General features: G+C 44.5%; 10 protein-coding genes and 1 tRNA gene. 4 read left to right on the top strand and 7 right to left on the bottom strand.

The window, feature by feature from the left end:
• Nucleotides 1-3 precede the first annotated feature (3 nt).
• Genes B9N89_RS26370 through B9N89_RS26360 form a run of 3 tightly spaced genes read left to right on the top strand, consistent with a single transcriptional unit; the run spans nt 4 to nt 1,643 of the window.
• Nucleotides 4-453 (top strand): RNA pyrophosphohydrolase, encoded by a 450-nt coding sequence (locus B9N89_RS26370; protein ID WP_132324431.1) that lies wholly within the window; start codon nt 4-6, stop codon nt 451-453.
• Nucleotides 454-459: 6 nt separating this feature from the next.
• Entirely contained in the window at nt 460-891 is a 432-nt protein-coding gene (locus B9N89_RS26365; protein ID WP_132324429.1) for a hypothetical protein, read from the top strand.
• A complete protein-coding gene (locus B9N89_RS26360) occupies nt 888-1,643 on the top strand; it encodes a helical backbone metal receptor (protein ID WP_132324427.1) in 756 nt (251 codons plus the stop codon). Before B9N89_RS26365 ends, B9N89_RS26360 begins: the two co-directional genes overlap by 4 nt.
• A gap of 48 nt (nt 1,644-1,691) precedes the next feature.
• On the opposite strand, the gene B9N89_RS26355 is transcribed toward B9N89_RS26360, so the two are convergent.
• The 6 genes from B9N89_RS26355 to B9N89_RS26330 form a co-directional block, all read right to left on the bottom strand.
• The gene (locus B9N89_RS26355; protein WP_132324425.1) at nt 1,692-2,228 is read right to left on the bottom strand and encodes a response regulator; all 537 of its coding nucleotides are present in this window, start codon (nt 2,226-2,228) and stop codon (nt 1,692-1,694) included.
• Nucleotides 2,229-2,326: 98 nt separating this feature from the next.
• Complete coding sequence (locus B9N89_RS26350) at nt 2,327-3,514, bottom strand: tetratricopeptide repeat protein (protein WP_159455653.1); 1,188 nt, start codon at nt 3,512-3,514, stop codon at nt 2,327-2,329.
• 1 nt (nt 3,515) lies between these two features.
• Complete coding sequence (locus B9N89_RS26345; RefSeq protein ID WP_132324422.1) at nt 3,516-6,578, bottom strand: tetratricopeptide repeat protein; 3,063 nt, start codon at nt 6,576-6,578, stop codon at nt 3,516-3,518.
• Entirely contained in the window at nt 6,575-8,782 is a 2,208-nt protein-coding gene (locus B9N89_RS26340; protein WP_132324420.1) for a tetratricopeptide repeat protein, read from the bottom strand. Before B9N89_RS26340 ends, B9N89_RS26345 begins: the two co-directional genes overlap by 4 nt.
• Before the next feature lie 37 nt (nt 8,783-8,819).
• Nucleotides 8,820-9,536 carry a hypothetical protein gene (locus tag B9N89_RS26335; RefSeq protein ID WP_132324418.1) on the bottom strand — a complete coding sequence of 239 codons (717 nt, stop codon included), beginning with the start codon at nt 9,534-9,536 and terminating at the stop codon, nt 8,820-8,822.
• A complete protein-coding gene (locus tag B9N89_RS26330) occupies nt 9,533-10,675 on the bottom strand; it encodes a lytic transglycosylase domain-containing protein (protein ID WP_159455652.1) in 1,143 nt (380 codons plus the stop codon). Before B9N89_RS26330 ends, B9N89_RS26335 begins: the two co-directional genes overlap by 4 nt.
• Nucleotides 10,676-10,929: 254 nt before the next feature.
• Between B9N89_RS26330 and B9N89_RS26325 the strand changes: the two genes are divergently transcribed.
• Nucleotides 10,930-11,006, top strand: a tRNA-Pro gene (locus B9N89_RS26325).
• A gap of 145 nt (nt 11,007-11,151) precedes the next feature.
• Here B9N89_RS26325 and B9N89_RS26320 read toward each other — a convergent pair.
• Nucleotides 11,152-12,261, bottom strand: a complete 1,110-nt coding sequence (locus B9N89_RS26320; RefSeq protein WP_234996169.1) for a hypothetical protein — start codon at nt 12,259-12,261, stop codon at nt 11,152-11,154.

Below are 12,261 nucleotides of genomic sequence, written 5' to 3'. Positions count from 1 at the left end.
GGGATGCGAAACTATCGGGACTGTGTGGTTGCTGTCATCGTTGGTGAGAATGGCCTAGTTTTCGCTGGAGAACGTGACGATCGCGCTGGTGTCTGGCAGCTGCCTCAAGGGGGGATTGATCCAGGTGAAAGCCCTAAAGAAGCCCTCTTGAGAGAACTGCGAGAAGAAATCGGAACTGACAGGGTAAGGGTGGTTCGAGAAGGGCAAGACTGGATACACTACGACTTTCCCGAAGATCTTGAAGCACCCATAGCTAAGAAATTCCGGGGGCAGCGACAGAAGTGGTTTTTACTGGAGTTTTTGCAAGACGCGGAGCCATCCATTGAAAAGTCAGATAAGGAATTTGCTAGCCTGTCTTGGAAAAACCCCGCAGAGCTCATGCGTGATATAGTTGCTTGGAAGAAGGAAGCTTACGAGAAAGGCTTCGAAATTTTTTCACTGATTAAGGAATAGATTCCTATGTCTAGAGTGGGTCTGGTAAATATGGTGATTGGCTTTGGTGTGCTGTTCTTTGCGGCGGCATCGGGAAGTTTTATAGCCTTTGATTTGACCGAAGGTTACTTGAGGGACAATACCTTACTGGATTCCTGGCAGTCTGTTTTGATGCAAAGTTCTCACGGTCACACCAACTTGTTTGCAAGCATACATATTCTAATGGGTCTCACCTTGCCTTACACAAGGCTGCCTTTCAGTTGGCAGTGGGTTCAAACCTTCTGCTTTTTCTGCGGTACCATGGCTATGGGGCCTGGAATGATGGCGCGAGCTTATGCAGGCCCTACCGATACGCTAGATCCCACAGGCATCTTGGTCGGGGTTGGTCTTTCCTTGGCACTGTTGGCGTTATTAAGTCACTTTGCTGCCCTCTCCTTTCGCTTGGTTCGCACACCATGAGGATCGTTAGTCTCGTGCCCAGCACCTCGGCAAATCTCTGTGCTTTTGGCTACCAGGATCAAATTGTTGGATGTACAAGCTTTTGTGTGGAGCCTCCAAACTTACATCGGCAATGCCAGCTTGTAGGGGGCACCAAGGATCCTGATCTGAATCTGATCCGAAGCCTAGAGCCTGACCTCGTTTTTGTGAATACTGAAGAAAATCGACGCCAGGACATTCGTGTCCTAGCCGCTGAATACCAGCTAGTGGAAGACTTCCCTCGGTCGCCCTATGATGTCGTGCCGATGCTTCGATCTTGGGCAGAAATTTTGCCTTGCAGTAAGTTGATAGTAGAGACTGCTGAAGAAATTGAAGCTCGCTTGAGCCAGGTTCAGTCGAATGGCAAACGTGGTAGCTTTGTATATTTGATTTGGCAAAATCCCTATATGGTGGTCGGTCGTGATACCTATATATCGAAGCTGCTTGAGATTTATGGCTATGAGAATGCTGTCGAGAGTAGTGAACGTTATCCCGCATTGGATGCAGCTGCATTGCGGGACCTAAAGGCTGACATCGTGTTCTTTTCCTCTGAACCCTTTCCTTTTCGCAAGCGCCAGATGAAACAGTGTTTTGAGGAGTGTGAGCTTAAGGGGGAGCCCTTTAAGATTGATGGTCGGTTGATGTCATGGCACGGGATTCACCTGCTTCGGGCGATGGAAAGCCTCGGGAGGTCTGGGACTGATTCAGAATTAATGAGCCAAGTAAATTTCTAAATGCACTTATCTAGGTAAGCGAGTCGTAATGCTTATCCAAGATCTATGCTAGCTGGCTTTAAGGTGATCCATAATTTCTTGTGCTCGCGATCGCTGCTCTTCGTCTTTTATAAATCGAAGCTGTCGCTTGCCTTGGATTAGTTCTAAAAACTTTTTCTTATCTTGAATGATGTCTAGAAGTTCCTTATAGGCGTCGCGCACTTGAATTCCACGATCGATGAAATCATGTAGCTCATCAATCCCGAATGGTTTCTTTAGATAGCCATCCGCTTTGGTATCGATCGCAGTTTGCTGAGTCTCATTGAGAAGTGCTCCACTGACTAGAAAGACAGGGATGGACGGGTCATGGTTTTTAACCTTTTTCATGAGTTGAATCCCGTCCATCCTAGGCATTTTGATATCGCTGATCACGAGATCGATTTCTTTGTCTTTCAAAGTTTCTATGGCTTCCTTGGCATTTTTTACAACGATGACCCGAGAGAAAAATTTGTTGAGATGAATTTTAAAAAACTTGAGAAGAGTATCATCGTCGTCAACGACCAGAATATGCGAGGTCCGATTGTACGTGCGGTCCTGGATTGTCATAAGTACTCCTAAGGAACAATACTTCTCTGATAGTGACTTTTCGTCAAATTCTAGACCGTGTTTAGAAAACACGCCTTTCAAAATTAAAAAATCAATAATTACATGTTCTTACTTTCCATCGAGAGTCGGCTATCCCTGAGTCCTTGGATCTGTACTTTCGCGAGTTCTTTGATTTCTGCTGTCTGTTCATTGGACTGGAGAACCTCATAAAACAATCTTAAAGCAGTATTTTTATCATCGAATTTGTCGACCATCAGCACAGCCAGGTTGTAGCGAGCAAAGGCGTTTTCAGGATTTTGATCGAGAGCTGTTTGCAGTGAAACCTTTGCAGATGTGTAGCGACCCATTTTCTTGAATAAGATGCCCTGGGAGATATAAGCATTGGTGTGATATGGGTTGTGCTTGATGGCGTTCCGAAGGTCAATCTCTGCGCTCTTATACTGTCCCTTATTAATGGATAAATTTGCCCGATTAACCAGCGCTGAAACGAGGTGGGGGGATTTTTCGAGAGCTTGGTTGTAATAGCTTTGAGCCTTTCGATATTGTCCCCTTTGGGATGCCACGATCCCTAAAATATTGAGCAGTTCAGGCTGGTCTTCAAGGTGATCCAAGCCACGTTTGGCGATAAATTCAGTCATATCAAGCTTATGATCTTCCAAGTAGGACCCTGCGAGAGCTATGTAGGCATGAGTAAACTTAGGGTCATCGCTGATCAGTTCACTAAGAATTCTATGGCCTTCATCCTTTCTATGACTTTGGAGGAGGCCTAATGATAAAGTGTATTTGTATTTAAATAGATCAATCTTTTTTGGCTTTTCTTGATCTGCTAGAATTCTCTTGGCGGCAACAATATAGTCGAAAGATTTCTCAACTTGGCTGCGGAGCAAATATATTTGAGCTAGTTCTATCAGAGCATCTAGATGCTCCGGGTGACGCCTTAAGACCTCACGATAGCGAGTTTCGGCCTTAACAAGCTGGCCGATTGATTTTTGGTTTCGCGCAAGCTCAAGCACCTCATCTAGCTTGAGGTCTGGCTTCTTTTCACTGTTGGAAATTTTCTTAGTGATCTGCTGTCGTTTACGTTGATCAGGATCCGGTTTAAAAAAGTGCTGCCAAGCCATGACTTTTTCAGGATTAAGGTCTTCTTTACTAACAGCAACCAGCTGAGATGCTGTGCTCTTTGGTAAATCTTCCCTGCTAGGAGACAGTGGTATATCTAGGGTGTCTTCTTGGTGATCACTAATACAGGAGCTTAGGGCAAGGGCGAGGCAGAGTATTCTGAACATACTACATACTCCATTGTTGTGGCATAAGGGTTCCCATTGAATATGGCAGTTTTTCGTCATTGATTCGGAGTAGTTTATTGTCGTGGAAGCCTGCTAGCTTGATCATTGACTTTTTAACCCAAGGATTATGGCGATAGTCTTTTGGCTTTCGATTTCTTTCCATGATGTTTTCGCTATAGAACTGTTTAGCTAGCTGTTGAAAACGAATAGCATGATTTTTGATGCGCTTCCGGGTTCCTGACTTGAGCTTGTCATCTGCCATCAAAGCTTCATTTATCTCGCGGCTGAAGTTTTCAGCTGATTGTCCCAAATAGTAACGGGATTGACTAGCCCATGTAGGATGGCCTGATTTTATAGAAGTGCTGTAGGCTGCATAAAGCCTTTCGAAACGTTCTACTTTTTCTTTCACATTGTGAGTCCAATGCCCTTGACGCTCCCTGATCTTGAAGTCGACGAAAATTTCTCGCTGTTCTTCTCCCAGTAGAAAGCTTGCTTCTCCTAGTACTCGGCTATAGGCTTCAAAGTCGATCTTGTCTTTTTGCCTTTGAACATCCTTGCTGATGACTTTATACTCTTTTAAGGCGAGAGATTCGGAGCCTAAGGCATACTTCTGTTTGGCAACTAAAAGTCTTATTCCTAGTTTCTGCTCCCGTGAGGAGGCGGTGCTGAGCGCTACATTGCCATATCGAAGAGCGTTTTGATGGTCGGCTATGTCTGTATAGTATTGGGCTGCTTGGGTGTAGTACTTATGCTTCTTAGCCTTTCCTCGTTGCAGTTTAGCTAGCTGAACGCTGGCATCAGCGGCGACCTTAATGTCTCCTTCGGCTTGAGCAAGTGTGCTCGCTCGCTCCAGTGCGATACCAGCCCGAGAGTGCTTTGGGAAGCGACGACCCATTTTCAGGTACGCGGTGGCGGCTAGCTTAAAGCGCATCTGATATTCCAAGGACCTGCCCTTCAGATAGGCTATATCACCCTTATATCGGAAAGACTTCTGGTTTAACGCCATATCACAGAGCTTTAGAGCCGTAGCCCAATCACCAGCGATAGCGAGCATGTAAACCCCATCTCGAAATAATACATCTCGCTGTGGCAACCCAGGAAAGTCTTCCGCTATCTTGATCAGCAATTGACCAGCTTCAAAAACTTGCCCTTTGGAATTTAAATCATCGCTAGCATCTCTTACCGCTTGTGATAGGATGCCCTGTAGCTCGCGTCCTAGATTTCTACCGATCTGTGACCATTTTTCTAGTTTGAGATAGCGAGTCACCGTCTCTATGATATCGTCATGATCGCCAGATTGGACTTTCTGATAGACGATACCACGGATGGCAAGGGCTCGTTGATCAGCACTTGGTTGCGAGATCAGAACCCTGCGCCAGTATTCGCTGGCTTTCTTAAGTCTTTGCATGTCTCGATTGGCTGATGCTACCCTTAGCAGACCTTCAATATTGAAGCGCGACGTTGGAAATCGATTGGAAAATGCTTCTGCAGCAGTCTCAAAGTCTCTCAAGTGCTGTAGTACGATTGGGTCCTGGTAGGGTTTCTGATTTTTTTCCAAGCTTCGACCAAACTCTTGTCGCCAAATCTTCTCATAGCTCAGGACGAGTTGGTATGAGGCTAACTGAAGGTTTTTTTGGTCAACCTTTCTATCTTTGATAAGTGACTCATATATTTTTTTTGCCTCACCTAGGTGAGATGAAAAATAGTAGGCATTTGCTTGGCGTAGTAGCCACTCATGAGCCTTACTATGGTTTTGATTAAATTCTACAAGGATATGATAGTAAGATGCTGCAGTTTGAAAACTAGAGACTGACGCGTTGATCATGCCAAGCCGATAATAGTGAGCCGCAAGAAGTTGGCTGGCTGCAAGGGCCTTGATTTCCATGTTTTTGATCACTTCAAAGCGGTGGCGATATTGTGATCGCCACAGGCTATTCCTAGGTAAAAGTAAGGACAGCTTTTCTAGTGCCTCTAACCGCCGTTCTTCGTTTTCAATAGCACCGTAGGATTCTGCGAGGATCGTTAGGATATCTGGTAAATGCATCGCTCTTGGGAATCGATCAATGATGAATTCACCAAGATCGATAATATCTGTATGAATCTGACCGGATAGGTATCGCTTGAGTATTCTTAAGGCAATTCCACTAGAATAGTTGCGAAGAACCTTTCTACCAAGGGTAGCTTGAGTATACATCATGTCATTCTTCTCGTAGAGAGCATCCCCAATGAGTTCCATGGCGTCTTGCTCGATGTTATCCTTGATTGATAACTTTCCCATAGGGCGACCTGGCTGGAGTATTTCAATGGCTGTTGAGATGCACCGGCCTAGCTCAGCGGATCGATAAGCTGCCCAGGCAATGCGATATTGAATCCTAAGTAGTTCATAGTCTATATTACTTGCACTCAAGATTTTCATGATCCTGAGTGCCTTATCGTAACTCTTAAGTGCCTGAATCGCCTTTTCCTGATTAAATAGATGGTCCCCTATTGCCACGTGGGCATGTGCGCCGAATAGAGTTTTTCTCGCAATCTTAGCGAGTTGTTTCCATACTGTATACGCAGACTCTTTTTGATCAATAGAGGCTAGAGTGACGGCTTTTAAATATAGAACTTCCTCGCGTTTTTCAAAACGTGGAAAGCGTTTGCTAATGTCAGATAGTACCTCAAGAGCTTCGGAACGATATTGAGTTCCTGCCGTGACATCAAATTCTTGATAGTGATTGGCAATCTTATTTAGTATTTGAGCGAGATTTAGCAGAACGTAAGGAATATTATCTGCACGGCTGTGCTCTTCAATATGGTTCCGGTATTTTTCAGCAGCCCGCTTTAAGGCTGTGAGTTGCTGCTCTGACATGGAGCGCTTTGTAACATGGTACTCTTGCTTTAGTTGATCCCAGGCCTGACTAATCGTTTCTTTAGAGTCATAAACGCGACTTGCCTCGTATTGGTCAAAGCTATTCCAAAAGTGCTTGTATGCACGAACGCTTTCGGGGTTAGGAATCGCTTCACTAGCACTAGTGATAGGTGCCACACTCATAATAAGTATGATGAAGACTAATTTCATTGCTTTACCTCATACTCTAGATCTTTTAGATCCTCTTCCATTTTTGCTTCTATCTTGGATTGCTCTGTTTCCGATCTTCGTCGCTTTGCAGTGATATTGGTGTAGGAAGCCCATTGATTATCAGCCTTCCACTTCATGATTTCAGAGCGCTTTTCTTCTATAGCGGTTCGATAGTGTGCTAAGAGATTACCAATATCTTTTCCCAAGGCCTCTTCTAGGGTTTGACGCAAATTGTTCAACGCTCGTTGATTTGTCTCATAGACTTCTATGGATTCGTCTAGCTTGCTGAGTTTTAGAGTTAGGAAAATTCGAATTTTTTGATCGAGGCTTCGGTTCTGATTGAATAGCTGTTTGACCAGAAACTCCCACTTTTGCCAGGCATATAATGCATCCTGAGAAAGATGCTGCTCGGCTGGGGTATGATACTGGTCGCGAATCACCTGCATGAGCAAAGATTCTTCATAAGTTATTTGGGAGTAATCTAAAATAAATTTGTAAACACCCATATGATGGGATTGATTGGCGATATCTCGGATCGATCGACTGCGCACGATTTCCAGGGCTCGCTGGATGGACTGAGTGAGTCGTTCCCCGCGGGATAGCATCTCTTCTGTAATATCATGATGCTGTTGGTCTCGGTTGAGGTGCTCAAAGGCGCGTATTTTGGCGAGTCTCTGGAAAAGTTGATTATGGATGTTCCGTAGTTGGCTTGAGAAGTCAGCTAAAGTAACCCAGGATTGCCAACGGCCTCTATGATAGAGAAAGTCTTGATAACTCTTTTTGAGTGTTCGTCGTCGGTCTAAGGAGCGATCCAGCTGAATCTTTAGTTTGGGACTGATGTGTTGAGAGTACGCGTCTTTCTCTAGTGCTAGGAGTCGATCGCTCAGTGAAAATACTCGTTCTGCTAAAACTATCGTTTGATGAGATTGCTGATACCAACTAGGATTGAAATCCCTAGGTGTCATTTGACCAAGTGCAAAAATACTCGAACGAATCTCTGATCGTATGTCGCTGAGCTGACTCTGAAGCAAGTTGATCCGAGAGAAAAGATTTTCTGCTTTGGTAAATACTGGTGGTGGAGGAGAAACTATTTGGCCTCTGTCTTGAATCTCAATAATATCCGCTCGGCCTATTGCCGGCTTTTCAGAAACATCTGTTCGTAGCCAACGTTCAAACTTTTGGATCGCCTGATAGCGCTTAGCGAGAGATTGATCGGCCTCATTAGTTTGACCGATCTTGATTTCCAGATAGCCCATCAGGTGTTTGATCCGTTCTATTTGGGCGCGATTCTTATAGTTTTGAACGTATGATATGGCGGACACTAGGCTTTCTTCATACTGACCAGCTTTAAAATGTACGAAAACCGATTCGTAAATGGCATCCCCTTTCGCTAGAGACTTTGGATCAACCCGGTTGTAGTAGCTTAGAGCTGTTTGAAAATGATCCCGGATCGCCTCAATACGACCTAAGTTGAGGTATGAGTAGTTGCGATATTGAAAGGCTTCTGGAGCACTCATGGCAATTATTTTTTGAAAGCGTGCTTGAGACGTTTCGTAGTCGCCAGCTTGGAATGGAATCATGGCAGAAAAATAGAGATTTTCGGCGCTTAACCGCGAGTCTTGGCTTGTTTTGAGGCTTTTTTTAAATAGCCTTTCAGCGAAAAAGCTATCTCTCTCCTGTTTCGCCGTTAAGGCTAAATAGAAGTAGATGCGAGACATTTCCAGTGTAGGAAGCTCAAGAGATGAAATGGATGAAATGAGGTTTCGAATTCTTTGCTGTTCTTGTGTTGATAATCGCCCTGTCATTAAAAGTAGATTTTGCAAAACGGGAATCAATGCTGGATTGCGTTTTTCCTCTGCGGTAACAAATGCAGCTAGGAATCTTTGATAGGCTCGCATTGCTTTTCTCACCTGGCCAAGGGTCTGGTAAGACGATCCTAGCAGATATTGTGCCGTGAGGTAGTCATGATCAGGAGGTTGTTGCATGGTGTTGAGGTAAAAATTAAGATTGCGGATGACAGCGATGTATTCTTTTTGCGTGTAGCTTTGTTTTGCTTTTTCAAGTGCAAGTTGGGCTGATGTAAGGTAGGGGCTTAGGCCCTGATGGTGTGAGATGGGTTCCAGAGTCGTGATATGGGAGCTCAACTCCTCAAATTCTCCTAGAACAAGCTTTAGCTCCTTTTCCGGAGATTCAGAAAAACTCACTGGACTATTGAGCAGGGAAAGGCACACTACTAGGATTTTAGAGATTGTATTCAATAATCTTTGCCTTAGTTTTAAAACGTTTATCTCCAGGTTTCTCAATGGCTATTTTGAAACCCTTTTTGAAGACTCCACTGGGAACGTCAATGGTGAACTCTTGTTCGATAGTGTTGAACATATTATCATCGATAGGCATATTCTCACTGATAACACGAGCAACCCGCCCCTCAATGCGAACTTTATGCTTTCCGGGTTTTAGAGGTCCGAAATAGATAGGTACGGTTGTTCTTGGAGCCCATAGGCCAACGTCTGGGTTGAGTTGATAGATCTGGTAGTCGTCGAGATGAATTGTAAGTGCACGAAGGATACTCTCTTTTGGTGCCTGAAGTTCAGTGGCGATTTCGATCAGCGATTCATGTTCAATTTGCTGTCCTAAAATCTGCTTTAGACGCTCCATATCAGCGCCTAAGCGCTTCACCTCGCGATCGATCTTATCGATTGCCATGCTCACTTCTTGAAGCTTCTCTCCCGATGGTAGGACTGGTTTGATCGTAGTTTTTTTATAGGAGTAGTTTGTCTTCGCTGGTGGACGAAGGGGTTTGTTCCAATTGTCGTTCAGCAGAAACGATTCTTGTTTAGATTCCATAAGTTTTCGTTCTAATCGATCGAGAATGCTATCTACGTCTTCGACTTTCTTTGAACTGGCAAACGACATTTGATAAGCAATGAGAAGGAGGCTTAAAAGAACGAACTTCATAGCCGATATCTCCTTTTTTCACGAGGCGACATGCGAGCGATTTCTTGAATATCACGCTCTACAGCACGGGCCATAGTTTTAGGTATGATAAGCTCAAAATTTCTTGGCAAAGGGCGATTTCGGTAGCGGTGGAAAGCCTGGTTCTTGAGGCAAAAATTGAATTTTTTGATCGTTTCTTCGTCGAGTGGTGTCTTTTGAATCAGCTCATTGAGTGTGACTCTTTGCTTGATCTTCAGTCGTTCAATTTCTAAGGGGTTCCGATTGTCAAAGTCTTGGCGGTACTTTTGCTTATATACAATATTTGCAGCTAGGAATTCAGCATAGAAGTTTTTACTGGCGAACCCAAATGTTCGATGGCGGTAGTGACGGATGATCTTACCTAGGTCGTTGGTTCTGAGGCGACGCATAGCTCGTCGAACGCCACCTGCTCCATGATTGTAGGCAGTGATGGTTAATGGCCATGTTTTTAGGCGACGAAAGTTTGTACCCATGTACTTTGCAGCAGCGAGAGAGGCTTTAAGGGGTGAATTTCGCTCGTCAATGTAGCGATTCACCTTTATAAATCGTCTGGCTGTGGCTGGCATAAATTGCCAAATCCCCGAAGCACCTACTTTCGATACGGCTCGTTCGTTAAACATCGATTCCACAAACGCTAGCCGCGTGAGATCAACTGGAATATTGTGCTCTCGAAAGATGTCTTCCATGTAAGGCAAATATTTTTTTGATCTTTCAGCGGCTCTTTGAAATTCATCAGCAAGACCCGTCTGAACCCTAAGGTTTACAGGCCGTGTGAAGAGGTGTGCGAGTCCTTCATCATGCTGACTATAGACTTTCAAAATTCGTTCTTCCATCAGCCCATGTCTTACAGCTTTCCGCCCCTCTTCCTTGAATCGTTGGATAGCTAATTCGTAGCGCTCGATGTACTTGCGTCGGATTCTTTTTTGATCACTTCGTTCGTAGGGATAGCCTTGGTTGAAACGCTGGGCGAAAACCTGAAAATCGATGACGTCGATGACGATGTTCGGTAAGTCTCGATCATGAATCACAGAATGGTGGCCGTGATACTGTGCAAATATACTATGCCAAAATTTTACCTGATGACTGACTTCTGTAGGTACGGGAAAACTATAAAATTTCACCTTTCCCCATACGCTCGTAGAGAATGTCACTAATATTATGGCAATAACTCGGATGAGACAGGGCTTTATCATGCGTTCCGCTATCCATACATGGTTGCACCATAGCCTATTTTGAGTTTAACCTTGAATGTACTCATATGGCAGTCTGTCAAAAACTTGTCGAAGCATTCCTGGCACATCTTATAAAAGTTGGCCAAAATCGAAAAAAAATATTTACTTATGAAACCTAGGCATATAAGAATATCAGTCCAAGTCGGACCGTAGCGCAGTCTGGTAGCGCACACCTCTGGGGGGGGTGGGGTCGCTGGTTCGAATCCAGTCGGTCCGACCATCACACAACTCATGTGATGGTTAAAAAAATCAGTAGCTGTATTTTATAGCAGAAGTTTTAAAAGGGTCACGAAGAGACCCTTTTTTTGTGTCCGGAGAGCTCTGATGTGAAGCAAATCCTTAAGAGCTAAGTCCTGGTCTAGTAGCTAGTAGCTAGTGTTTAGGCGGACGAGGTCCTGCATCAGCGATTGGTCTTTATGGAGCCGCTTCCCAAAGTTGATCCCAAACATAACCTCATTGCTTTGAATGTCGTTGGCCTGACTATCAGCGTCTACATTGATGTATTGTAGTTTGCTATATAACTCCAGTCCTTTCAGGTTCCAGTTTAAGCCAACGGCAAGTAGCTGACCCTGATCGTTGCGATCGGATTTTATGAGGCTTGGGGATATGCCATTGGTGCCAAGTCCTGTGTTCACCTGGCTTTCAAATCTACCTGCGGAAAATTCGTCACGAAACAAAGCGAGCTGAAGGTGAGCGAGAAGATCCTTCATGAATGGCTGGCTAAGAGATATTTGAATGGCTTGCCGTGTTCTGTTGAGCAAGGGGTCATTGAATGTGTAGTCGACACTTAGCAACTCCGACTGCACTGTGAGGCCGTAGCGAAAGGTGAACTCATGGGCAAGTGCGAGAGATAAGTTATCGTTTCCGAAAGTCTTAAACGAAAGGTACTCTAGCACTTCGTTATAATCTTGCATCAGTACTGATTTAATTGAGAAACGATGGTCGAGCCAGCGGTAGCTCAGTTGTGGATAGACAGAAAACCTCTCAGTGCTTCTAGACTCAAGTTTGCTTTGACCATCGCTGGTTGAGAGCGTGTTCAGGCCAGATCTCGCCAGTACTAAATAGCTTTCCAGGCCCAGCTCAAAGTCATGTAATTGGTAGGTCCCAGTAGCTCCTAGGTGATGAGATCTGTTCAATACCCTCTGGTTCAAAGCATCTAGATTTAATCCTTCGGCCCATTGCGAGCCGTTGTCGCTCATAGCAAACTGATAGCCATACTGAAATTCTAGGCGGGTATATTTTAGCCCTAGATATGAATAGTCTAGGCCTAGCTTCACAAAAGGGGTTATCGTTTCGTCAGCAGATCCTTTGAAGCTTCTATCCTCGGTCGGAGACTGGCTAGACGTATTCTTGTAGTGACTGCCCATATTGGAAAACCAACCAACGCGACTATCGGGAATTGATAGCAGTTCGTAGCTTTCTAGGCTGGTTTCTGCGAACGCTGTGCTGCTAAAGAGGAGTAATAATTTTATCAA

The sequence above is a fragment of the Pseudobacteriovorax antillogorgiicola genome (assembly GCF_900177345.1).
In the GTDB taxonomy this organism is placed as follows: domain Bacteria; phylum Bdellovibrionota_B; class Oligoflexia; order Oligoflexales; family Oligoflexaceae; genus Pseudobacteriovorax; species Pseudobacteriovorax antillogorgiicola.
Note: the sequence above shows the minus strand (reverse complement) of the source record. Positions and strands in the feature narration are given on the sequence as shown.

Coding starts and splice junctions, on each gene's coding strand:
- B9N89_RS26345 (WP_132324422.1), bottom strand. CDS start 6,578: ATGAAATTAGTCTTCATCATACTTATTATGAGTGTGGCACCTATCACT.
- B9N89_RS26350 (WP_159455653.1), bottom strand. CDS start 3,514: ATGTTCAGAATACTCTGCCTCGCCCTTGCCCTAAGCTCCTGTATTAGT.
- B9N89_RS26360 (WP_132324427.1), top strand. CDS start 888: ATGAGGATCGTTAGTCTCGTGCCCAGCACCTCGGCAAATCTCTGTGCT.
- B9N89_RS26370 (WP_132324431.1), top strand. CDS start 4: ATGCGAAACTATCGGGACTGTGTGGTTGCTGTCATCGTTGGTGAGAAT.
- B9N89_RS26355 (WP_132324425.1), bottom strand. CDS start 2,228: ATGACAATCCAGGACCGCACGTACAATCGGACCTCGCATATTCTGGTC.
- B9N89_RS26365 (WP_132324429.1), top strand. CDS start 460: ATGTCTAGAGTGGGTCTGGTAAATATGGTGATTGGCTTTGGTGTGCTG.
- B9N89_RS26335 (WP_132324418.1), bottom strand. CDS start 9,536: ATGAAGTTCGTTCTTTTAAGCCTCCTTCTCATTGCTTATCAAATGTCG.